Source organism: Oleisolibacter albus, assembly GCF_003336875.1.
Taxonomy (GTDB): domain Bacteria; phylum Pseudomonadota; class Alphaproteobacteria; order Azospirillales; family Azospirillaceae; genus Niveispirillum; species Niveispirillum album.
Map to the genome: position 1 here is coordinate 292,970 of NZ_QGNJ01000001.1, position 23,511 is coordinate 316,480.

Annotated in this window: 22 protein-coding genes; 6 read left to right on the forward strand and 16 right to left on the reverse strand. The window is 67.3% G+C overall.

Going from position 1 to position 23,511, the window contains the following annotated elements; genetic code table 11:
• Positions 1-112: 112 nt before the first annotated feature.
• The 5 genes from DK368_RS01425 to DK368_RS01445 all read left to right on the forward strand — a co-directional run bounded on the left by DK368_RS01425 (position 113) and on the right by DK368_RS01445 (position 4,329).
• A complete protein-coding gene (locus tag DK368_RS01425; RefSeq protein WP_114391763.1) occupies positions 113-334 on the forward strand; it encodes a hypothetical protein in 222 nt (73 codons plus the stop codon).
• Positions 335-592: 258 nt separating this feature from the next.
• Positions 593-1,306, forward strand: a complete 714-nt coding sequence (locus tag DK368_RS01430; RefSeq protein WP_114391764.1) for a sensor histidine kinase — start codon at positions 593-595, stop codon at positions 1,304-1,306.
• Between the two features lie 79 nt (positions 1,307-1,385).
• Positions 1,386-3,380, forward strand: coding sequence for a polysaccharide biosynthesis protein (locus DK368_RS01435; RefSeq protein ID WP_114391765.1), 1,995 nt, complete (start codon positions 1,386-1,388; stop codon positions 3,378-3,380).
• Positions 3,381-3,389: 9 nt separating this feature from the next.
• A complete protein-coding gene (locus tag DK368_RS01440) occupies positions 3,390-4,004 on the forward strand; it encodes a glutathione S-transferase family protein (RefSeq protein WP_114391766.1) in 615 nt (204 codons plus the stop codon).
• Positions 4,005-4,095: 91 nt separating this feature from the next.
• Positions 4,096-4,329 carry a hypothetical protein gene (locus tag DK368_RS01445; RefSeq protein ID WP_114392073.1) on the forward strand — a complete coding sequence of 78 codons (234 nt, stop codon included), beginning with the start codon at positions 4,096-4,098 and terminating at the stop codon, positions 4,327-4,329.
• Positions 4,330-4,380: 51 nt separating this feature from the next.
• Here DK368_RS01445 and lpxB read toward each other — a convergent pair whose 3' ends face one another.
• The 15 genes from lpxB to rpsB all read right to left on the reverse strand — a co-directional run bounded on the left by lpxB (position 4,381) and on the right by rpsB (position 19,139).
• Positions 4,381-5,562, reverse strand: coding sequence for a lipid-A-disaccharide synthase (lpxB, locus tag DK368_RS01450; protein ID WP_114391767.1), 1,182 nt, complete (start codon positions 5,560-5,562; stop codon positions 4,381-4,383).
• Positions 5,559-6,398, reverse strand: a complete 840-nt coding sequence (locus DK368_RS01455; protein ID WP_114391768.1) for an LpxI family protein — start codon at positions 6,396-6,398, stop codon at positions 5,559-5,561. Before DK368_RS01455 ends, lpxB begins: the two co-directional genes overlap by 4 nt.
• 3 nt (positions 6,399-6,401) lie before the next feature.
• Complete coding sequence (gene lpxA / locus DK368_RS01460; protein WP_114391769.1) at positions 6,402-7,190, reverse strand: acyl-ACP--UDP-N-acetylglucosamine O-acyltransferase; 789 nt, start codon at positions 7,188-7,190, stop codon at positions 6,402-6,404.
• Positions 7,191-7,472: 282 nt separating this feature from the next.
• On the reverse strand, positions 7,473-7,940 hold the full coding sequence (gene fabZ / locus DK368_RS01465) for a 3-hydroxyacyl-ACP dehydratase FabZ (protein ID WP_114391770.1): 468 nt from the start codon (positions 7,938-7,940) through the stop codon (positions 7,473-7,475).
• Positions 7,924-8,967, reverse strand: coding sequence for a UDP-3-O-(3-hydroxymyristoyl)glucosamine N-acyltransferase (gene lpxD, locus DK368_RS01470; protein ID WP_114391771.1), 1,044 nt, complete (start codon positions 8,965-8,967; stop codon positions 7,924-7,926). Before lpxD ends, fabZ begins: the two co-directional genes overlap by 17 nt.
• 4 nt (positions 8,968-8,971) lie before the next feature.
• A complete protein-coding gene (locus tag DK368_RS01475) occupies positions 8,972-9,664 on the reverse strand; it encodes an OmpH/Skp family outer membrane protein (protein ID WP_114391772.1) in 693 nt (230 codons plus the stop codon).
• Between the two features lie 11 nt (positions 9,665-9,675).
• Positions 9,676-12,027: an outer membrane protein assembly factor BamA gene (gene bamA, locus DK368_RS01480; RefSeq protein ID WP_338045687.1), complete on the reverse strand. Its 2,352-nt coding sequence runs from the start codon at positions 12,025-12,027 to the stop codon at positions 9,676-9,678.
• A 16-nt stretch (positions 12,028-12,043) separates the two neighbouring features.
• Positions 12,044-13,177, reverse strand: a complete 1,134-nt coding sequence (rseP, locus tag DK368_RS01485; protein WP_114391774.1) for an RIP metalloprotease RseP — start codon at positions 13,175-13,177, stop codon at positions 12,044-12,046.
• A 26-nt stretch (positions 13,178-13,203) separates the two neighbouring features.
• Positions 13,204-14,412: a 1-deoxy-D-xylulose-5-phosphate reductoisomerase gene (locus tag DK368_RS01490; RefSeq protein ID WP_114391775.1), complete on the reverse strand. Its 1,209-nt coding sequence runs from the start codon at positions 14,410-14,412 to the stop codon at positions 13,204-13,206.
• Entirely contained in the window at positions 14,403-15,230 is an 828-nt protein-coding gene (locus tag DK368_RS01495) for a phosphatidate cytidylyltransferase (RefSeq protein WP_240002283.1), read from the reverse strand. Before DK368_RS01495 ends, DK368_RS01490 begins: the two co-directional genes overlap by 10 nt.
• Position 15,231: 1 nt before the next feature.
• Entirely contained in the window at positions 15,232-15,969 is a 738-nt protein-coding gene (locus DK368_RS01500) for an isoprenyl transferase (protein ID WP_114391777.1), read from the reverse strand.
• Between the two features lie 26 nt (positions 15,970-15,995).
• On the reverse strand, positions 15,996-16,517 hold the full coding sequence (frr, locus tag DK368_RS01505) for a ribosome recycling factor (protein ID WP_420818881.1): 522 nt from the start codon (positions 16,515-16,517) through the stop codon (positions 15,996-15,998).
• A 37-nt stretch (positions 16,518-16,554) separates the two neighbouring features.
• Complete coding sequence (pyrH, locus tag DK368_RS01510; RefSeq protein ID WP_338045688.1) at positions 16,555-17,304, reverse strand: UMP kinase; 750 nt, start codon at positions 17,302-17,304, stop codon at positions 16,555-16,557.
• Between the two features lie 10 nt (positions 17,305-17,314).
• Entirely contained in the window at positions 17,315-18,238 is a 924-nt protein-coding gene (gene tsf / locus DK368_RS01515; RefSeq protein ID WP_114391780.1) for a translation elongation factor Ts, read from the reverse strand.
• A 112-nt stretch (positions 18,239-18,350) separates the two neighbouring features.
• Positions 18,351-19,139 (reverse strand): 30S ribosomal protein S2, encoded by a 789-nt coding sequence (gene rpsB / locus DK368_RS01520; protein ID WP_114391781.1) that lies wholly within the window; start codon positions 19,137-19,139, stop codon positions 18,351-18,353.
• Positions 19,140-19,397: 258 nt separating this feature from the next.
• Here rpsB and DK368_RS01525 point away from each other — a divergent pair, with 258 nt between their 5' ends.
• Positions 19,398-19,946, forward strand: a complete 549-nt coding sequence (locus DK368_RS01525; RefSeq protein ID WP_114391782.1) for a hypothetical protein — start codon at positions 19,398-19,400, stop codon at positions 19,944-19,946.
• 49 nt (positions 19,947-19,995) lie between these two features.
• Here the strand turns inward: DK368_RS01525 and dnaE are convergent, their stop codons facing one another.
• Positions 19,996-23,496, reverse strand: a complete 3,501-nt coding sequence (gene dnaE, locus DK368_RS01530; protein ID WP_114391783.1) for a DNA polymerase III subunit alpha — start codon at positions 23,494-23,496, stop codon at positions 19,996-19,998.
• Positions 23,497-23,511: the final 15 nt, after the last annotated feature.

A 23,511-nucleotide genomic window follows, 5' to 3' on the forward strand; every position in this document is an offset into this window, starting at 1 on the left:
TTTCAAACCGGATGATCCAGACCAGACATTCACCGCCCTTTCGGGCCGTGTCCGGGAAGCGCTATTCTTCCCGCCCCTGAGGGGTACGATCAAAAGTGGCAAGAGCACAAGCATGACCGAGATCACCGAAATCAACTCCACGTCCGAAGACCGCCTTGAAGCGCTGGAGCGGCGCATCGCGCTGCTGGAGCAGCGTCTGGCCGACCAGGCCCCGACGGGCACGGCTCAAGCCGCCGAGGGCGAGTCGCTGGCGGCCTGGCTGCGCCTGAATCCGGTGCTGACCGTGATGATCGCCGTCGTGGCCCTGGTGCTGCTGACGCATCTGCTGCACTGACGCGCCCCAGACCCGCCGGCAACCGGCCCCCGCCGGGCCGGCCCGGGGGAAGGAAGGATTACCCTGTCGGCATGGGGTGCGCTTATTTTCCCACCAGTGGATTAAGTCTCCACACCGCAAGAGAAGACAATAATACAGCTGTTCGTACCGGTAGACGGTGTATGGCGGGCGAAGTAGGTCGGAAGCTCTATTTCCGGTGTTGAATGCGGTGTTCTAGAAACATTATCCGATCATGAACAGCGTGACTCCCGGCTCCGAATGGCGAAAGTAGATTTGGCTGCGGGGAACCAGCCCCGTGGTGAAAACAGCAGCAGCGAACTGGAGTCCCTGCCGCCGGCGGAACTGGTCGCCTGCATCCGCGCCCTGGAAGCCGCCGTGGCCGACAAGGAGGCGGCGCTGCGGGAACTCCAGCACCGGGCCAAGAACAGCCTGCAGCTGGTCATCAGCCTTTTGCGCCTGCAGCACCACCGCATCACGGACCCGGTGGCCCGCGCCGCCTATGATCAGACCATGTTCCGGGTCGAGGTTCTGGCCATCCTCTACCGCCAGGTGCATGAGGCCCGCTCGGAAACCCAGGTCAATCTGGCGCGTTATCTGCGTGAAGTCTGTGAAACCGCCATTGCCAACGTGGGTGACGTGCCGGTGCCGGTAACGCTGTCGGTGGAGGCCGAACCGCTGACCACCTCGCTCTACACGGCCATGCCGCTGGGGCTGATCGCCAATGAACTGGTGATGCAGGGCCTGCGCCATGCCTATCCCGAGGATGCCTGGATGCGGGTCCGGCTGGAGCAGTTGCCCAGCGGCAGCGCCAAGCTGACCGTAGCCGACAGCGGCCGCGGCCTGCCCCAGGGCTTCGATGCCGATGCCGATGCGGCCAGCATGCTGGTGGAGGCCCTGGCCACCCAGCTGGGGGCCGATCTGGATCTCAGTCACGGATCGGGAACCGCTGTCCATCTGACGCTGAAGCTCTGAGTCCGGCCGCGCCGACACCCGGCCCCCTCAGGCATGGGGGCCGGCCGGGAACGGCTGCGCCGATGCACAAGGGAGCAGAATGCAGACGCTGAGTGCGCTCGTCCGCCGTTACGGCACCGATGCCCGGACGCTGGCCACCCTCCACGATGTGCTGGCGGCCGCCCTGTCCTTCATTGTCTCTCTTTACCTGCGGGTCGGCAGCCAGCTGATGGAGTTCGCCCCGGCCCTGTGGCCGGGTCTGCTGGTGTTCACGGCCACGGCGGCCATCAGCTATCCCCTGGTCGGCATGAATTCCGGGGTCTGGCGCTATGCCTCGCTGCGCGACCTCATGGCCATCGCCCGCGCGGTCACGGCCACGGTTCTGGTGTTCCTGGCCCTGCTGTTCCTGGTGACGCGGCTGGAGCTGCTGCCGCGTTCGCTGCCGCTGATCAACTGGTTCGTGCTGGTGGTATTCCTGGGCGGGCCGCGCCTGATCTACCGCGTGTTCAAGGACCGGCGCATCACCGGCATCCTGGAGACCAACAGCCGCGACCGCATCCCCGTGCTGCTGGTCGGCGCCGCCGACGAGGCGGAGCTGTTCATCCGGGCCATGAACCATGCCCCCGATGCCGCCTTCCGCGTGGTCGGCATCCTGGACGACAAGTCCAGCCGTGTCGGCCGCCACATCCATGCCGTTCCCGTGCTGGGCGGTCTGGACCAGCTGGGCGAGGTGGTCAACCGCCTGGCCGAAGGCGGTGAACGGCCGCGCCGGTTGATCCTGACGCGTCCGCATCTGCACCGCTCGGCCGATCTCGGTCAGCTGATCGAACAGTGCGAAGCCCTCAATCTGGTGCTGGCCCGCCTGCCCGACCTCACCGATTTCCGTGAGGCGGTGGAGACCGAGGGCAGCGTGCGCCTGCGCCCCATCGTCATCGAGGATCTACTGGGCCGGCCGCCGGTGCGGCTGGACCGCCAGTCCATCGGCGGGCTGGTGGCCGGGCGCAGCGTACTGGTCACCGGCGCCGGCGGCACCATCGGTGCGGAGCTGACCCGGCAGATCGCCACGCTTGGACCGCGCCGGCTGGTTCTCATCGACCATGGCGAGTTCAACCTCTACAGCATCGATCTGGAACTGGGCGAAGCCTTCCCCGCCCTGGACCGGCGCAGTGTCCTGGCCGATGTGCGCAACCGCACCCGCATGCTCCAGGTCTTCCAGGAGGAGCAGCCGGAGCTGGTGTTCCACGCCGCGGCGCTGAAGCATGTGCCGATGGTGGAGTTCAACCCCATCGAGGGCGTGCTGACCAACATCATGGGCACCCGCAACGTGGCCGATGCCGCCGCGGCCTGCGGCAGTCTGGCCATGGTGCTGATCTCCACCGACAAGGCGGTGTCGCCCACCAACGTCATGGGGGCCACCAAGCGCGTGGCCGAATGCTACTGTCAGGCCCTGGATCTGCCGCGTCCCCGCGCCGGCGCGGCGGGAACGGATGGCGGCGGCACGCGCTTCCTGACCGTGCGATTCGGCAATGTGCTGGGCTCCACCGGCTCGGTGGTGCCGCTGTTCACCCGCCAGCTCAAGGCCGGCGGCCCGCTGACCGTCACCCACCCCGAGGTCTGCCGCTACTTCATGACAGTGCGGGAGGCGGTCGAGCTGGTGCTGCAGGCCTCGGCCTATGGCATGGGCAGCACCGATGACCGCGGACGCATCTTCGTGCTGGATATGGGCCAGCCCGTGCGCATCGTCGATCTGGCCCGGCAGATGATCCGGCTGGCGGGCCTGCGTCCCGGCCGTGACATCCAGATCGTCTTCACCGGCCTGCGTCCTGGCGAGAAACTGTATGAGGAGATGTTCGACGAGGCCGAACCGCCGGTGCGCACCGGCGCCGAAGGCGTGCTTGTCGCCTCGCCCCGGGCCGTGGATTCGGCTATCCTGCGCCGGTCGCTGGACGAGCTTCTGGCGGCGGCCCAGAGCTGGGACGAGGCGCGCGTGATCACCCTGTTGCAGCACATCGTTCCGGAATTCCACCCGGAGGCGGCCCGCGCGGCCGGCATTCCCGTTTCCGCTGCCGGCACGGCGCCGCGCGCGCCCTTGTGAGCTTGCGCCATGATCACCCTGTACAGTTTCAGCACCCCGCACGGCCATCGCGCCTCCATCCTGCTGGAGGAGTTGGGCCTGCCGTACAAGGTGCAGCGCGTCGATTATCATGACGGACGCGTCCATGATCCCGACTTCGCCCGGATCAGTCCGCTCGGCAAGTTCCCGGCCCTGGTCGACACCCGCGACGGCCAGGAGCGCGCCTTGTTCGGCTCCGGCGCCATCCTGACCTGTCTGGCCGCGGAGAATGGCAAGCTGCTGCCCGCCGACCCGGCCGAGCAGGCCGGCTTCCAGTGCTGGTTCAATCTGGTGCTGACCGATCTGACACCAGCCACATCCGGCCAGTTCCGTTTCCATGTTCTGGCGCCGGAACGGCTGCCCTATGCCATGGACTATTTCGCCGGCGAGGTGGAGCGCTGTCTGCTGGCGCTGGATGGCCGGCTGGGCCAGTGTCCCTGGCTGGGCGGCCATGCGTACACCATTGCCGACATCGCCGCCTTCCCCTTCATCGATGCCATTGCCAAGGGCGGCGGCCTGGCCGGCCGCCTGCCAGAGCTGAACCGCTGGTACGGGGAGGTGGGCGCCCGCCCCGCCGTGCGCCGGGGTATGGCCGTGCCGGGCTGAGGCGGGGCTTGACGCGCGGCCCCGCGCCTCCTTTATCTGCCATGTCCATGGCGACGGCCCGGATGGGCCCGATGCTTCGGCGGAACGGATGATGACCACGACGCTGACCCGCGATCAGGTTGTCGAGATCTGCGGCCGGCTGGACGATATGCGCATAGCCAGCATCATCGGTACCGGGGCCAGCCCGGCCGAATTGATGGAAGCCCGCAGCTGGCTTGCCGCCGACGATGTGCTCGGCGGGGATCTGGGCAAGCGGCTCGATCCCCGCATCAGCCGGCTGATCGAGCTGCTGCGCGCCGACGAACCGGACTGGGACGATTGCTGACCCGGCAGGGGCGCCCCCCGCCGGTGCCGCCATCCGGAGGCGCTTCCGGTGTCAGCCCCGCGCCACGTGCCGGTGCTCCGCGATGACCCGCAGCACCACGTCGGCCGCACGGCGGCTGGGCGGCACATCGCCCTGACCGAGCCAGCGCGAGACCTCGGACACGCCGTCGATCTGGCCCTGGCGGGCGGTGGGGTCTGACAGCAACCGCCCCACCTGCTCGGCCAGCCGGTCCGGTGTGCAGTCCCCCTGCAACAGTTCCGGCACAAGCGGCCGGTCCAGCATGATGTTGACCAGATTGACGAAGCGGACGCGGATCAGCCGACGGTAGAGCCGGTAGGTCAGCGGATGGATGCGGTAGGCCACGACCGCCGGCAACCGCGCCAGCGCCAGTTCCAGCGCCACGGTGCCGGACGCGGCCAGGGCCGCAGTGCTGGCGGCGAAGGCGTCGTACTTGTCCGCGTCGCCCTGCACCAGGATGGTCGGCAGCGGCCAGCCCTTGACCGCGGCCCCGACCAGCGGCGCCACCTGCGGCACGGTCGGCACCACCACGTGCAGGTCCGGAAAGCGCTGCGCCAGCAACCGCAGCGTCTCCCCGAAATCCGGCAACAGCGTTGTCACCTCGCTGCGGCGGCTGCCCGGCAGCACGGTCAGCAGCGGCGTGTCGGCCGCGAGGCCGAACCTGTCGCGGAAGCGCCGGCCATCGCCCTTGTCGGCCCCGCCCTCCACCACGGGATGGCCGACGAAGCTGCAGGGCAGCCCCTCCTTCTCGAAATAGGGCGGCTCGAACGGCAGCAACGCCAGCAGATGGTCCAGGAAGCCGGCCACGGTCTTGGCCCGCTTCGGCCGCCAGGCCCAGACCGTGGGGGCCACATAATGGATCAGGGGCACCGGGCTGCCGGCCTTGCGCACGCGCCGGGCGATGCGGAAACAGAAATCCGGCGCATCGATGCTGACCAGGGCGTCAGGGGCATGGTCGAGCACGGCGCGGGTGGTCTGGTCCAGACGCCGCAGCAGGTTGGGCAGCTTGGGCAGAAGTTCGGCCAGCCCGAACAGGGCCAGCTCCTCCATGGGGAACAGCGACACCAGCCCCTGGGCCGTCATGCGCTCCCCGCCGACTCCGGCGAAGCGGACCTTGCCGCCGGTGGCGTCCTTCAGGGCGGCCATCAGCCGCCCGCCGATGACATCGCCAGACGGTTCCCCGGCGATGAGGAAGATCAGCGGCGCGTCGGTCATGGAGCCTTGCCTTCATCTGACGGCGTCACGCCGACCACGAACAGGCCGGCGGCATCGGCCAGCCGGCGCACCTCGTCACGGGCCAGCAGCAGGGTGCCACCAGCCTCGGCCGCGATCCCGGCGAAGCCGGCGGCGGCGGCTCCGCGCAGCGTCTCCGGTCCGAAGGTCGGCAGATCCAGGCGCCCGTCCTGTTGCGGCTTGCGCATCTTCACCAGCACCGGGGCGGCACCGTCGCGCTTCAGCCCGGCGCAGCGGGCGACCAGGGCATCGGTGCCCTCGATGGCCTCCACGCCCAGCACCAGCCCCTGCTGCACCACCACGGCCTGCCCCACATCGAGCCGCCCCAGCGCCCGGGCGACCGCGATGCCATGGTCGATATCGGCCAGGGCCGCCGCATCCGGCGCCACCCGCCCCAGGGTGCCGGCCGGGGTCAGCAGGTCTCCGGTCAGGTCCTGCACACCGACGACACGGAACCCCTCCTGCTCCAGCAGACCGACGACGCTGCGCAGCAGCCCGTCATCACCCAGGGCACGGGCCCCGATGCGGGCGAAGAACTGGGCGGCCTTCCAGTCCGGCCGCAGTTCCGACAGGGACGGCCGGCGCACACGGCCGGCCATGACGATGTCGCGCACCCCTTCGGCCTTCAGCCGGTCGAGGATGGCGCCGGCAGCCCCCATGCGGAACCAGGCCTGCGGCACATCGGCGGGCAGCCGCTCCGCTTCGGCCTGTCCCTCCAGGGCGATGACGAACAGCGGCCGTCCATCGCGACGGCAGGCGTCGATCAGGCGGGCCGGCAGATCGCCGCCACCGGCCAGGATGCCGAGCGTGGCCGCCATGGCTCAGCGCGGCAGGGTCAGCGCCCGCGACCCGCGCTCGGCCAGAAAGGCCAGCATCTGGGCCACCAGCGCCCGGTCGGGGAAGGACTCGGCCACCAAGGCCGTGCGGTCGGCCAGGGTGCCCTCGCCACCGAACAGTTGCTTGAAGGCATGCCGCAGGCCGTGGATCTCCTCCTTGGCGAAGCCGCGGCGTTCCAGACCGACCAGGTTGAGGCCGGCCAGATGACCGCGCTCCCCCTTGACCAGACCGAAGGGAACGACATCGGCCTCCACCCCGGTCATGCCGCCGATCATGGCATGGGCGCCGATGCGGACGAACTGGTGCACGGCCGACAGGCCGCCGATCACGGTGTAATCCCCCACCTCGACATGGCCGCCCAGGGTGGCATTGTTGGCGAAGATCACGCCATTGCCGACGCGGCAGTCGTGGCCGATATGGACACCGACCATGAACAGCCCGCCATCCCCGACCGAGGTCAGCATGCCGCCGCCCTCCGTGCCCGGATTCATGGTCACATGCTCACGGATGCGGTTGTTGCGGCCGATCACCAGTTCCGACGGTTCGCCCCGGTACTTCAGATCCTGTGGCGGCAGGCCGATGGAGGCGAAGGGATAGATCACCGTGCCGCTGCCGATGCGTGTGCGGCCATCCACCACCACATGCGAAATCAGCCGGACCCCGTCCCCCAGTTCCACATCGGGGCCGACGACACAGAAGGGACCGATCGACACATCGGCACCAAGCCGGGCCGCGGGGTCGACAACGGCGGTCGGATGAAGGCTGACAGGCATGAACGCTGTTCCTGCTGGACGGACCGGAAGCGGGGAAAGTCTGAGACCGCCCGCGCCGGGCTCGGCATCGGACGCGGGCGACCAGGTTCCGGCAGCCACCATCCAAGCCAGCCGCGGCGGCGACGGCCGGTCAGACTTCCTGGCCGAAGGTCTTAGACGCGGCGGCCGATTCGGCGCAAATCACTGTTCTTTACAGAATATTACCATGCCGTCCGGACCCGGCCCGCGGGGAGCGCGGCGTCACCGCCGCGGCCCAATCCTGACGGACCGGGAAAGCGGGGCTCAATCCATGACGATCATGGCGGTGTAGCTGGCCTCGGCGCAGAGCTGGCCATCGACCCAGGCTTCACCCTTGAACTTCCAGACGGTGCGGCGGTTCTGGATCTTCTGCACCTTGATCTCGATGCGGTCGCCCGGGCCGATCGGGCGGCGGAAGCGCGCCTCGTCGATGCCCATGAAATAGACCAGCTTGCCTTCGGCCGACTGTCCCAGCGTGTGCATCACCAGCACGGCCGAGGTCTGGGCCATGGCCTCCACGATCATCACGCCGGGCATGACCGGACGCGCCGGAAAATGGCCGGTAAAGAACGGCTCGTTGATGGTGACGTTCTTGATGCCCGTGCAGCTCTCGCCATCAACGATATCCACGATCCTGTCAATCAGGAGCATCGGGTACCGATGAGGGATCATCTGCATGATCCGATGAATGTCGAGATCGGTCACCGTCTTGCGTTCAGCTGTCGCGTCCATCGCCCTGATCACCTTTAACACGCACCAGCCGTCCCAGAACGGCGACCTGCCGCAGCCATTGGCGCATCGGCACGGCCGGAGATCCCCCGACCTTCTCGCCCGGCGCCACATCCCGCATGACCCCGCTCTGCGCGGCGATCTGCGCACCGGCGCCGATCTTCAGATGGCCGGTGACGCCCGCCTGGGCCGCCAGGACGACATGGTGGTCCAGCTTGGTGCTTCCCGAAATTCCGGCCTGGGCGACGATCACGCAGCCCGGGCCGAGCGCCACGTTGTGCCCGATCTGAACCAAATTATCAATCATGCACCCCCGACCGATGACGGTATCAGGGCCGGCGCCGCGATCGATGGTGACATTGGCACCGATCTCCACATCATCTTCGACGATGACGCGGCCAAGCTGCGGCACACGCACATGCCCGGCCAGATCCATGGCGAAGCCAAATCCATCCTGGCCGATGCGGGCGCCGGGATAGATCACCACCCGGGACCCGATCAGGCAGTGCGTCAGCGAGGCGCAGGGGCCGACCACACTGTTGTCCCCCACCACCACATTGCGGCCAATGACGGCATTGGCGCCGATGCGGCAGCCGGCCCCGATCCGCGCGCCCGCCTCCACCACCGCGCCGGGCGCCACCTCGGTGCCCGGCCCGATCTCGGCCGTTGGATGCACATGGGCGCCGACGGCGATGCCGCCATCCGGTGCGGGATTGGGATAGAAGGCCTGGGCGCACAGGGCATAGCCCTTGTACGGCCGCTTGGTCAGCAGCAGAGCCATGCCCGCCGGAGCCCGCGACGCCATGGCCGGATGCACCACACAGGCACCGGCCGCGCTGACGGCGAAGGCCTCCGCATATTTCTTGTTGTCGAGAAAGCTCAGCTGCTGCGGTCCGGCCTGGTCCAGCGCCGCCACATCCGAGATCAGCCGGTCGGGGTCGGCGCCGTCCGACAGCTCGGCTCCGGCGATGCGCGCCAGATCCGCCAGACGGAAGGGGCCGGCGCGATGGAAGAAACGTGGGTCCGCCATGATCTCACTGCTGCGGCAGATGAACGGTGATGGTCGGCAGCTTGGCGTTGAGCCGCTGCATGACCGCGTCGGTGATATCCACGGAACGGTCGGTCTGGTAAAGCACGAACTGGGACGAGATCACCACTGTTGCGCCCCGCTCGCCCGCCACCTGCGCCACCACGTCGCGCAGGGCTTCCAGAAGCTGGTTGCGGCCCTGATTGAAGGCCGCGTCGAGCCGGCGCGTCCGGTCCTGCGTGGCCCGGCTGGTGGCCATGACCTCCCGCTCGAACTCCGACCGGCGGCGATCGAATTCCTCCGGTGAGGCAGTCTTGCGCAGGTTCGCCAGTTCCTGCTCGGCAGCGCTGAGGCGGTCCTGCTGGGCGTTCATATCCCGCGCCAGCGTCTCCTTCTGCGCATCCAGCTGTTGCTGCAGGCTGCGGGCCGCCCGCGATTCCTCCAGCAGCATCTTGACATTGACCACCACCAGCCGCGTGCCGGCAGACCACGCCGCCGGCGGGGCGGCCGGTGTAGCGGACGGGGAACCCGGCGCCGTGCTGGCCGGCGGCAGCACCACCGGGTCCTGGCCCGGCTCAGCCTGGCCGGACAGTCCCCCCGTGCCGGGCAGCCCGCCCGTATCCTGCGCCCCGGCGGCACCCGCCCAGATCATGCCGGCGATCAGGGCCGGGCCGATCCGTATCCAGCCGCGGAGCGACATGCCCCGTCTCCTTAGAAGCGGGTTCCGAAGCTGAACCGGAAGGTCTCGGTCCGGTCATATTCCTCCTTCTGGATCGGATAGGCCAGATCCAGACGAATCGGACCGAACGGCGACTTCCACGACAGGCCCACACCGGCCGACCAGCGGACGCTGGAATCGTCACGGAAGATTTCGTTCTGCTCCGGCTGGCCGCTGCCCGACTTGGTCAGCGTGCCGGCATCGGTGAAGGCATGGGCCTTCACCCCCAGCTCGTCCGGCAGACCGACCGGCAGGGTCAGTTCCAGGCTGGCGCGGCTGAAGATGGTGCCGCCCAGGGCATCGCCTTCGCTGTCCAGCACCTGACCGGTGGTGCTGCTGTAGGTGAAAGCGCGCGGACCGATACCGCCCGGCTCGAAACCGCGCAGCGTATCGCCGCCCAGGAAGAAGCGGTCGTTGATGCGGATGCGCTTGCCCAGCTTGGCCAGGTAGCCCGCCTCGGTGGTCAGGCCCAGGACCCAATCCTCCGCCAACCCCCAATAGGTGCCGGCCGTCACCCGGTTGCTGAGATAGCGCACATTGCCGCCCACACCGGCGAACTCGTTGGCCAGCATCACGTAATAGCCGTCGGTCGGATTGAGGCGGCTGTTGCGGGCATCATACATCAGCTGTGATTCGACCGACGATTTGATGCTGGTGCCTTCCTGATCCTGAACGAAGCGCGACGCCGTGCTGCGGACATTGTCGATGGTGTTGGCCGCCACCGTATAGCTGAGGCGCTGGCGCAGACGGTCCGACAGGGGATAGCCGGCGCGCAGCACCATACCGGTGCTCTTCAGATCGTAGGAATAGGAGTAGTCGTCATTGCTGTCGCGCACGATGCGGAACAGATCGACACCGGCCGCCAGATCGCGATCAAGGAAATAGGGCTCGGTGAAGCTCAGATCCAGCTCGAAGGTGCGGCTGGACAGCAGCGTGGACAGGCGCAGATCCTGGCCTTTGCCCAACAGGTTGCGCTGCCGGATGGAGAAGTCGATCAGGGCGCCGTCGGACGTGGAATAGCCGGCGCCGACCTGGATTTCACCGGTGGGCTGTTCCGTCAGATTGACGGTGACCACCGACTGGTCGCGCGTGCTGCCTTCGGCGGTCTTGATCTCCACGTCCTGGAAGAAGCCAAGATCCTTGATGCGCTGTTCCGAACGCTTGATCTTCGAGGTGCTGAACGGATCGCCCTCCACCAGCAGCATTTCGCGGCGGATGACCTTGTCGAGCGTGCCGGTATTGCCGACCACGTTGATACGCTCGACATAGACGCGCGGGCTCTCGTTGATCTCGAAGACCAGATCGACGGTCTGGTCCTCCTGGTTGCGCTGCAGCAGCGGATCGATATTGATGAAGGCGTACTGCATATCGCCCAGGCGATCGGTCAGCAGATTGACGCTGCTCTCGATCAGGTCGGCGTTATACCACTCGCCCGACTGCGCGATGATGAAGGGACGCAGCAGTTCGGGATTGAGTTCGGGAATGTCGCTCTTGATCTCGATCTTGCCGAACTTGTAGCGCTTGCCCTCATCCACCGTCATGGTGATGAAGAAATCCTCGCGGTCGGGCGTCAGCTCGGCGATGGAGGACAGCACTCGGAAGTCGGCATAGCCGTTGCGCAGATAGAAGCGGCGGATCTGCTCCTGGTCGTAACGCAGGCGATCGGGATCATAGGTGTCGCTGCTGGACAGGAACCGCCACCAGCGCGACTCCTTCGTCAGCATGATGTCCTTCAGATCGCTGTCGCTGAAGACATTGTTGTTGATGAAGTTGATCTGCTGCACGCCGGTCAGCTGCCCTTCGTCGATCTCGAACACCAGATCGACGCGGTTCTGTTCCAGCTGGATGATCTTCGGCTCGATACGGGCGGCGAAGCGGCCACCGCGGCGATAGACCTCCAGCATGCGCTGGACATCGTTCTGCACGCGGGTCCGGGTATAGACCACGCGCGGACGCAGCTGCACCTCGGCGGTCAGATCCTCCGTCTTCACCCGCTTGTTCCCCTCGAAGGAGATGCGGTTGATGATGGGATTCTCGACCACCGTCACCACCAGCGTGCCGCCATCGCGCCGCAGCGTGACGTCGGCAAACAGGCCGGTGGCGAACAGCGACTTCAGCGACTGGTCGATGCGTTGCGGATCGAACGAATCGCCGGGCTGGACCGTCAGGTACGACCGGACGGTCGCCCCCTCGATGCGTTGCGTCCCCTCGACCCGGATCTCCCGGATTGTACCGCCATCAAAGGCCTGCTGGGCCATGGCGCCGGAAGTCAGCGCAATGACCGACGTAGCGGTGGTGCTGCCAATCAGCAGGCACAGCGCCGCGACCCTGGAAACCGAACCCAAGCGTTCCCCCGAAAGGCTAGGAGAGAAGATCCCTGAAGAACTCGACCACACGCAGGTGGACGAGGTCATTCCATGTGGCGAAGACCATCAAGCTCAATACCAAAGCAAGACCGATCCGGAAACCATATTCCTGTGCCCGCTCGCCGAGAGGGCGACCGCGCGCGGCTTCGATGCCGTAGAAGAGCAGATGGCCGCCATCCAACATCGGCACCGGAAACAGATTGATCAGACCGAGATTGATGGACAGCACGGCCAGGAACCAGACCAGAGCGACAAAGCTGGTCTGGGCCACCTGACCCGACATCTGCGCGATGCGCAGAGGGCCGCCCAGCTCTTCGGTGCTGCGCACCCCGGCGGCCATCTGCCACACGGCATCCAGCGTGCCGGTCGTCAGGCTCCAGGTCTCGCGCATGGCCTGCACCACCGCGGTCAGCGGCGGTTGCTTGCGGTATTCGTCGGCGCCCCGCAGGACGCCAAGGCGGCCGATGGTGTGGCTGTTACCGAAGCGGTCGGTCAGCTGCACGGGACGCGGCGTCACCGTCACCGGCACCCGGGTGCCGTTGCGCTCCACCACCATCTCCAGCGGCACACCGGGGTTGAGCACGATGACCTGCAGCACGTCCTGGAACCGGTCCACGCCCGATCCGTTGACGCTGACAATGCTGTCACCGGCCTGAATCCCAGCCGCGGCAGCGGCGCCGTCGGGCTGCACCTCCTGCACCACCGGCGGGGTGTAGGGCTGCCCATACAGCATGAACATCAAGGCCAGCACGATGATGGCGAACAGGAAATTGGCGATCGGGCCGGCGGCGACGATGATGGCCTTCTGTCCCAGCCGCTTGTGGAAGAAGGACACCTGCCGCTCCTCGGCGGTCATGGTCCTGACCTCCTCGCCCGGCCGGCTGGTGGCGTCGGCATCGCCGAACATCTTCACATAGCCACCCAGCGGGATCAGGCTGAACTTCCAGCGCGTGCCCGCCCGGTCATGGAAACCGAAGATCTCCGGCCCGAATCCGATGGAGAAGACATCGACCCGCACGCCGTTGCGCCGGGCGGCCCAGTAGTGCCCGAACTCATGCACGAACACGAGAACGGTCAGCACCACCAGGAACATGATCCCGTAGTTCCAGATGAAGCTGAATACTTCCATGTGCTGTGCCTCCAGGCTCCCCCGCGTCAGGAGCCGCTACTCAATCCGGAGATTTGGGCATCCGCATGGCGGCGGGCGTCGCGATCCGCCTGCCGCACATCGTCGAGCGTCTGCAGCGGCCCATGGGGCAATTCCGTCAATGCGGTCTCCACCACCCGCTCGATATCCAGGAAGCCGATACGACCATCCAGGAATCCCTGCACCGCACGCTCATTCGCAGCGTTCAGCACTGTAGGAGCGGCCCCCCCGCTTTGCAAGGCCTGCCGCGCCAGCCGCAGCGCCGGGAACCGTTCCGGGTCCGGCGCCTGGAACTCCAGCCGCGCCGCGCTGACCAGATCCAGCCGCGCGCCGGGGGTCGGGATACGCCGGGGCCAGCCCAGGGCCACAGCGATGGGCGTGCGCATATCCGGCGTGCCCAGCTGGGCCAGCACGGACCCGTCCACATACTCGACCAGACTGTGGACCACGGATTGCGGATGCACCAGCACGTCGATCCGGGCCTCCGGCATGGCGAACAGGTGGTGGGCTTCGATCAGTTCCAACCCCTTGTTCATCATCGACGCGCTGTCGACCGAGATCTTGGCGCCCATCGACCAGTTGGGATGGGCCACGGCCTGGGCCGGAGTCGCCGCCGCCATCTGCGCCCGCGTCCAGGTGCGGAAGGGGCCGCCCGAAGCCGTCAGGATCAGCCGGCTGACCGCTTCAGGCTGGCGGGTGTCCAGAACCTGGAAGATGGCGTTGTGTTCGCTGTCCACCGGCAGCAGCGTGGCGCCGTGCCGCCGCACCTCGGCCATCATCAGGGCGCCGGCGCAGACCAGACACTCCTTGTTGGCCAACCCGACCATGGCCCCGCGGCGCACCGCGGCCAGGGCCGACTCCAGTCCGGCGGCGCCGACGATGGCGGCCATGACCCAGTCGGCCGGGCGCTGCGCCGCCTCGACCACCGCCTCCGGCCCCGCCGCCACAGCGATGCCGGTCCCGGCCAGCGCATCCTTCAAAGCACCATAGCAGGCGGAATCGGCCACCACGGCCAGCCGCGCCCGCAACTGGCGGGCCTGCTGCGCCAGCCGCTCGACATTGCGGTTGGCGACCAGCGCCTCGACCTCATAGTGACCGGGGGATGCGGCCAGAAGCTCCACCGTGTTGCAGCCGACCGAGCCCGTGCTGCCCAGCACCGTCACGCTGCGCGGCCGGCCGGTTCCGGCCGCCGCCGTCAGAGTCGACGTCACCACCATTGCACCCATTCACCAAGAAGCCCATGGAACAGGGCGAAAAGGGGCGCAGCCACGATCAGGCCGTCGATACGGTCCAGCAGACCGCCATGGCCCGGGATCAGCGTCCCGCTATCCTTCACATCCCGCCGGCGCTTGACGTAGGACTCGAACAGATCCCCCGCCTGCCCGGCCACGGCCAGCACCGCCGCGAGTCCGGCGCCGACGGCCGGCAGCCGGGCCCCGAACAGGGCGGCGACGCCATAGCCCACCAGAGCCGCCGCCGCCATGCCGCCGATCAGGCCGGCCCAGGTCTTCTTCGGGCTGATGCGTGGCGCCAGCTTCGGCCCGCCGATGCTGCGACCGGCGGCATAGGCCCCGATATCCGTGGCCCAGATGGCCAGCAGCAGGAACAGGAACAGCGGCAGCCCCGCCTCCCCCGTCTCCGTCCGCACCCACATCAGGGCCAGGCAGGCGACGGCGATATAGGGGATGGCGAAGGCCAGAGCCTTGGCGTGGCCGGCCCGCACGGCCTTGACGGCCAGGAACAGCACCGGCGTGGCGGCTGCGGCCACCCACAGGGCGACCAGACAGCCCCAGCCCATGCCGGTGACGACCACGGCGGCCACGCAGGCCAGCGACAGCAGCAGCGGCAGACGCCGTGCCCCCGGCTCCACCAGCCGTACCCATTCCCGCACCGACAGCAACGCCGCCAGCAGCACCAGGGCCTGGAACACCCAGCCGCCATACCAGACGGCGGCCAGCACCGGTGGCCCCAGCAGGACCGCGGAGAGGATGCGGATCGTCAGATCGCCCGCGCGGGAGGACGGCGGCGGCGCCACGTCAGCGGCTGCCTGCCGATGCCCCGTACCGGCGGTCGCGCCGGTGGAACTCCTCGATGGCATCTTCCAGATCACGCTTGGAGAAATCCGGCCACAGCGTATCGAGGAAGACCAGTTCCGCATAGGCCATCTGCCAGAGCAGGAAGTTGCTGATGCGTTTTTCCCCACTGGTGCGGATGACCAGATCAGGATCGGGAATGCCGGCGGTGAACAGGTGGGAGGAAACCACCGAATCGTCGATATCATCCAGCGCCAGCCGGCCGGACTGCACCGCCTCGGCGATGCGGCGGGTGGCCGTCACCAATTCCGGCCGGCCGCCATAGCTCAGGGCCAGCACCAGGGTCAGCCCGGTGTTGCCCGCCGTCAGCGTTTCCGCATGCTCGACCATGGACTGGATATCGGCCGACAGCCGGGACCGCTCGCCGATGATGCGGACGCGCACATTGTTCTTGTGCAGGGAGGCGATTTCGCCCCGCAGGTAGAAGCGCAGCAGCTGCATCAGCGCCGACACCTCGTCCTGCGGACGGCTCCAATTCTCGGTGGAGAAGCTGTAGAGGGTGAGATAGCGCACCCCAAGCTCCTGCGCCGCCGTCAGGGCGGTCCGGACCGCCTCGACACCCTTCTTGTGGCCGGCGGTGCGGGGCAGTCCCCGCGCCTTGGCCCAGCGCCCATTGCCATCCATGATGATGGCGATATGGACCGGGGGCGGGCCAGACGTCTGACTGACGGAGCTGAGCATGGGCGGGCGCCTTCCTGCGGTCCCGGTCAGACCTGCATGATCTCTTTTTCCTTGGCGGCCAGCGCCTCATCGATCTTCTTGATGTGGGCGTCGGTCATGCCCTGCACCTTGTCCGACCAGACCTTCAGCTCGTCTTCGGACAGGTCGCCATCCTTCTGCTGCTTCTTCAGCATGTCCATGCCGTCGCGGCGCACATTGCGCACGGCAACCCGGGCATGTTCGGCATATTTGGCGGCGACCTTGCTCAGCTCCTTGCGGCGCTCCTGGTTCAGCTCCGGGACCGGCACACGGATGGTCTGGCCTTCCGTCTGCGGGTTCAGCCCCAGACCGGCCTCGCGGATGGCCTTCTCGACCGCCTTCACGGTGGCCCGGTCCCAGACCGACACCGTGATCAGACGGGGCTCGGGCACGCTGACGTTGGCAACCTGATGCAACGGCACCGTGCTGCCATAGGCGTCAACGGACACGGGCTCCAGCAGACTGGCCGACGCACGGCCCGTGCGCAGACCGGCGAATTCCTTGCGGAGCGTTTCGACGGCACCGGACATCCGGCGCTCGACGTCCTTTATGTCGGGAGCGGCCACCTTATGCCTCTTCGGTAATGATGGTGAACTTTCCACGACCCGCCATCACCTCGGCAAAGGCGCCATCGGTGTGGATCGAGAAGACGAGGATAGGAATATTATTCTCACGGGCAAGCGAAATGGCCGACGCGTCCATGACCTGCAGATCCTTGGACAGGACCTCCAGATAGGTCAGCCGGTCATAACGCACGGCATCCGGCACCTTCTTGGGGTCGGCGGAATAGACGCCGTCCACCCCGGTCGCCTTCAGCATGGCATCGCAGCCCATTTCGGACGCGCGCAACGCCGCAGCGGTGTCGGTGGTGAAGAAGGGATTGCCCGTGCCGGCGGCGAAGATCACCACCCGCCCCTTCTCCATGTGCCGGGCAGCCCGGCGGCGGATATAGGGCTCGCAGACGCTGGCCATGGGAATGGCCGACTGCACCCGCGTCTGCACGCCGGCCTTTTCCAGGGCGTTCTGCACGGCCAGGGCGTTCATCACCGTGGCCAGCATGCCCATATAGTCCGCGGTCGCCCGCTCCATGCCGGTGGCGGCTCCGGAGATCCCCCGGAAGATGTTACCGCCACCGATCACGGCGCAGACCTCAACCCCCATGTCGACAACCGACTTGATCTCCCGCGCCATGCGGTCCAGCACCTTCGGATCGAGGCCGTAGCCCCGCTCACCCATCAGGGCTTCGCCCGAAAGCTTCAGCAGAACGCGTTTGTAGCGGGCGGTCACGGCATGGCCTCTTGGTCTGGGGGTTGAAATCCTGGCGGCGTCAGCGCGCCATCGAGGCCACTTCGGCCGCGAAGTCGCTGGCTTCCTTCTCGATGCCCTCGCCCAGGACGAAACGGACGAAGCCGGTCAGCTTCACCGGAGCGCCCACGGCCTTGGCGGCGTTCTCGATAACCTTGCGGACCTTGGTCTCGCCGTCGATGACGTAGACCTGCTCCAGCAGCACCACTTCCTCGTAGTACTTGCGGATCCGGCCCTCGACCATCTTGGCGATGATCTCTTCCGGCTTGCCGCTGGCACGGGCCTGCTCGGAGAGCACGGCGCGCTCACGGTCCAGTGCGGAGGTGTCGACGTCGGCGATATCCAGCGCCTCCGGACGAGCGGCGGCGATGTGCATGGCCAGCTGCTTGCCCAGTTCGGCCAGCTTGGCCTTGTCGCCGGTGGACTCCAGGGCCACCAGGACGCCGATCTTGCCCAGGCCCGCCACCAGGGCGTTGTGGACATAGGTGGCGACCACGCCGTCGGTGACCGACAGCTTGGCAGCGCGACGCAGATTCATGTTCTCGCCGATGGTGGCGACCAGATGGGTCAGCTCCTCGGCGACGGTGCGGCCGGTCCCCGGGAAGGCGACGGCCTTCAGGGCCTCCGCATCGCCGTTGCCGGCCAGGGCCAGCTCGGTGACCTTGGAGACATAGGCCTGGAAGGTCTCGTTGCGGGCAACGAAGTCGGTCTCGGCATTGACCTCGACGGCAGCGCCGACGGTGCCGGTGCTGGCCACGCCGACCAGACCTTCGGCAGCCACGCGGCCGGCCTTCTTGGCAGCGGCGGCCAGGCCCTTCTTGCGCAGCCAGTCGATGGCGGCCTCAAGGTCGCCCTGGGTCTCGTTCAGGGCCTTCTTGCAGTCCATCATGCCCGCGCCGGTCTTCTCGCGCAGGTCCTTGACGAGCGAAGCGGTGATCTCGGCCATCTCAGCCTCTCTATCCCAAAGGTGTCGTCGATAAACGAACAAACTCGGTCAAACAGCACAACGGCCGGACCGCACCCGGTTGCAGGCGCGGCCCGGCCGTCGATCGGGTCGATCAGGCCTGGGCCTCGACAGCCTCGCCCGTACCCTCTTCCGGCAGGACCTCGGCCGGGGCCTCCTCGGCGGCGCCCACGTCGATGCCGGCAGCGCTCATCTCGGCCTGCAGGCCGTCCAGCACCGCACCGGCCACCAGCTCGCAATAGGTATCGATGGCGCGCAGGGCGTCGTCGTTGCCGGGGATCGGGAAGGTCACGCCGTCCGGATCGCTGTTGCTGTCAACCACGGCCACGACCGGAATGCCCAGCTTGTTGGCTTCCTGGATGGCCAGCGATTCCTTGTTGGTGTCGATGATGAACAGCAGGTCCGGCAGGCCGCCCATGTCACGGATACCGCCCAGCGCGCGCTCCAGCTTGTCGCGGTCGCGCGTCATGTTCAGCAGTTCCTTCTTGGTGCGGCCGGACTGCTCACCGGCGGCCAGCATCTCGTCCATTTCCTTCAGGCGACGGATGGACTGGGAGATGGTCTTCCAGTTGGTCAGCATGCCGCCGAGCCAACGGTGGTTGACATAGTACTGGCCGCAGCGCTTGGCGCCTTCGGCCACCTTGTCCTGGGCGGCGCGCTTGGTGCCGACGAACAGGACGCGACCGCCACCGGCGACGACGTCACGAACAGCCTGCATGCCGCGATACAGCATCGGCACGGTCTGCTCGAGGTCGATGATATGGACGCCGTTGCGCACGCCGAAGAGGTACGGGGCCATCTTCGGGTTCCAGCGGCGGGTGTGGTGACCGAAATGCACGCCGGCCTCGAGGAGCTGGCGCATGGTAAAGGTGGGCATAGCCATGGAAGGTCTTCCTTCTCCGGTTGATCCTCCGCGGGCGTTGTTCCTCGGCCGGACGGCCCAGGAACACCGGATCGGGGCGTTTGCTGAATGCGCAGACGCACCGCAAGCCCGCGTGCGGGATTGACGACGGGCGGTTAGATACCCCGCCGCCCCGCCCATTGCAACCCCGCTCATCCGCCGGACTGTGCATGCCGCCATGTCTTGGCAGGGCGGCCCCTGCCCCTTATGGTCGCGCCCATCCGAAACCCGCCGGTGCCCATGTCAGACGCCGCCTTCCGCTCCCTGTTCGACCGTCTGGCCCGGGTGCCGGACGCCCCCCGCCTGAGCCCGGTTCCCGTGGCCGCCGCCGCCCTGCCCCGGGTCGCCCGCGACCTTTTGGATCATGGCCGCAGCATGACGGCGGCCCTGGAGGCCTATTGGCGGGCGCCGATGCAGATCAGCATCATCGGCCGTGACGAGTCCGACGGTGTTTTGCGCCGGACCGTGGTGCTGCGCGCCGCCGGCAGCGCCCGCCCGGCGGAGCTGGGGGTGATCGAGGTGGACATGGCGGCCCTGCCGCTGCGGGCGCGGGAGCCGGTGCGGGCCGGAACCGTGCCGTTCGGCACGGCCCTGCGCCAGGCCGGCCTGGCCTTCAGCAGCCGGCCGGAGGGGTTCTTCCGGGTGGTGGCCGAGTCCCGGCTGTCCACACTGCTGGCGACGCGGCCGGGAGCCACCCTGTTCGGGCGCGCCACCGTCCTGCGCTTCGACAGCGGCGCCGTCATCGGTGCCGCCGTGGAAATCCTCAGCGGGCACGCGCCCCGGACCTGACAGCGTCAGCAGACCCGGTCACCGGGCTTGTGCCCCGGCGGTCCGCCTCTCACAGATCCTGCACGTCCAGCACGCCGTGGATGGCCTTGATGGCCTGCCGCCCGGCTGCGGTGATCTGATAGGCCTGGGGCAGCAGGATATCGACCTCCTGCAGATCCTCCAGCTCCAGCGTCACCAGGACCTTGCCGCGCCCGGCCGGCAGCCGCTGCAGGGTGGTGTGCAGCGCCTCCACCGCCTGCGGCTGGTCCAGCAGCACCTTCAGCCCGGCGGCGGTCTTGGCCACCTCTTCCTCCAGCGACTGCACATGGCCGCCGGTCAGACGCAGTTCCTCGCCGTTCTGCTGCACATCCACGGTGATGAGGACGGCATTGCCGGCCTCCAGCATCTCGCGCGCCGGGGCCAGCGCCTCGGCGAACAGCGTCACCTCGTACACGCCGGAGGCGTCGGACAGGGAGACGAAGGCAAAGCGGTTGCCGCTCTTGGCCGTGCGCTCCTGCCGGGCGATGACGATGCCGGCCATACGCACGCGGGTGGCCTTGCCCTCGCGGATCGATTTCGACAGATCGGCGAAGCGCACCACCTTCAGCCGCTGCAGGGCCGGACCGAACGTGTCCAACGGATGGGCCGACAGATAGAAGCCGATGGCGTCGAACTCGTGGCGCAGCCGCTCCAGCGGGTCCCAGTCCGGCACCTTGGGCAGGTCCGGTGCCTTCAGCGCGCTGCCGCCGAACAGGCTGGCCATGCCGCTCTGCCGCTCCTGTGCCTCGGCCTGGGCAAAGCGCACGATGGTTTCCAGGCCGGAGAACAGCTGGTTGCGGTTGGCCGACAGGCTGTCAAAGGCGCCGGCGCAGACCAGCTTCTCCATCATGCGCTTGTTCAGGCTGTTGGTATCGATACGCCGGGCGAAGTCGAACACATCCTTGAACGGACCATGGGCTGCGCGCTCGGCCACCACCGCCTCCATGGCCGGCAGGCCGACACCCTTGATGGCGGCCAGGGCATAGCGCACGGCACGCTCGCCATTGGGCAGGACCTCGACCCGGAACCGCTCGCCCGATTTGTTGATATCAGGCGGCAAGAGCTTGATCCGCAAGCGGTTCAGCTCCTGACGGAAGGCATTGAGCTTGTCGGTGTTGCCCATATCGTAGGTCATGGTGGCGGCCATGAACTCGACGGGGTAGTTGGCCTTGAGGAAGGCCGTCTGATAGGCCACCAGGGCGTAGGCCGCGGCATGGGACTTGTTGAAGCCGTAGCCGGCGAACTTGTTCACCTGGTCGAAGATCAGGCCGGAATGTTCGGCATCGACGCCCATCTTCTCCAGGGCGCCCTTGATGAACTTGGCCCGTTCCTTCTCCATCTCCTCCTTGATCTTCTTGCCCATGGCGCGGCGCAGCAGGTCGGCGCCGCCCAGGCTGTAGCCGGCCAGCACCTGGGCGATCTGCATGACCTGTTCCTGATAGACCATGATCCCGAAGGTCTCCTTCAGGATCGGCTCCAGGGCCGGATGCATGTAGTCGGGCTCCTCCTGCCCGAACTTCACCTTGATGTATTTCGGGATGTTGTCCATCGGACCCGGCCGGTAGAGCGAGACCAGGGCGATGATGTCCTCGATGCGGTTGGGCTTCATGCGGCGCAGCACGTCGCGCATGCCCGAACTTTCCAGCTGGAACACGCCCGAGCTTTCGGCCCGCCCCAGGATGCCGTAGGACGGCTCGTCATGCAGGTCGAGCGCCAGCAGATCCAGCTCGATGTCGCGGTCGCGCACATGATCGACCGCCGTCTTCAGCACCGTCAGCGTCTTCAGGCCGAGGAAGTCGAACTTCACCAGGCCGGCCTGCTCCACATACTTCATGTTGAACTGGGTGACCGGCATGTCCGAGCGCGGGTCTCGGTAGAGCGGCACCAGCTCATGCAGCGGACGGTCGCCGATCACGACACCGGCGGCATGGGTGGAGGCGTGGCGGTACAGGCCCTCCAGCCGGCGGGCGATGCCCAGCAGGCGCCCCACCGTCTCGTCCGACTTCTCCCATTCCTGCAGCTGCGGCTCACCCTCGATGGCCTGCTCCAGCGTCACCGGATTGGCCGGGTTGTTGGGGATCAGCTTGCAGATCCGGTCCACCTGACCATAGGGCATCTGCAGCGTGCGCCCGACATCGCGCACCACGGCGCGGGCCTGCAGCTTACCGAAGGTGATGATCTGGGCCACGCGGTCGTAGCCGTACTTCTTCTGGACGTAACGGATGACCTCTTCACGCCGGTCCTGGCAGAAATCCACGTCGAAGTCGGGCATGGACACGCGTTCGGGGTTGAGAAAACGCTCGAACAGAAGGCCGTAACGGATCGGGTCCAGATCGGTGATCTGCAGCGACCAGGCCACGAGACTGCCGGCACCGGAGCCACGGCCCGGCCCGACGGGGATGTGGTTCTGCTTGGCCCATTTGATGAAGTCCGACACGATCAGGAAGTAGCCGGGGAACTTCATCTTGACGATGATCTCCAGCTCGAATTCCAGCCGCGCCCGGTACTCCGTCTCCACCTCCGCCCGCTTTTCCGGCGTCATTTCAGGGGTATAGACGTATTTCTCCAGACGGAAGGTGAGGCCGTCCGCCGCCTGCTTGCGCAGCTCGTCCGCCTCCAGCGCCTCCTGCGCCTCCTTGCTGTCGCCGGGCACGAAGGCCGGCAGGATCGGGTTGACCTTGCGCGGCATGTAGGCACAGCGGCGCGCGATGACCAGGGTGTTGTCCACCGCCTCCGGCAGGTCGGCGAACAGCTCCCGCATCTCGGCCGCGGTCTTGAAGTAATGGTGCGGCGTCACCCGCCGCCGTTCCTCCTGCATGACATAGGCACCCTCGGCGATGCAGAGCAGCACGTCGTGCGCCTCGTACATGTCGGCCGTGGCGAAATAGACGTCGTTGGTGGCCACCAGCGGAATGTCGTGGCGGTAGGCCAGATCGAGGAAGTCCGGCTCGATCCGGTCTTCCAGCGCGGCCATCGGCCCGTCCACATGGCGCATCAGCTCCAGATAGAGCCGGCCGGGGAACAGGGTCTTCAGCGCCAGCAGCAGTTCCTCGGCATGGGGCTTCTGCCCGTCGGCCAGCAGACGGCCGATGCCGCCGCCGGGGCCGCCGGTCAGGCAGATCAGACCCTCGCTGAAGCCGTTGAGATCCTCCAGCGCAATTTGCGGCAGCAGGCCCGGCTCGGTCTCCAGGAAGGCCTTGGAGACCAGCTTCATCAGGTTGCGGTAGCCCAGCTCACTCTGCACGATCAGGACAAGCTGATCGGCACCCGGGCCGGCCACGCGGCCCTGGACCTTCTTCACCGGGCCATAGGGTGTGACCCACATCTGGCAGCCGATGATTGGCTGGATGCCCTCGTCCGAGGCCGCCATGGAGAATTCCAGGCAGCCGAACAGATTGCCGGTGTCGGTGACCGCCACCGCCGGGAAGCCGTGCTTCTTGCACAGCTTGACCAGTTCCTTGGTCTTGATCGCCCCCTCGGCCAGCGAATAGGCGGAGTGGACGCGGAGATGGATGAAGCCGGGATCAGACACTGGCGTTGGACCGCA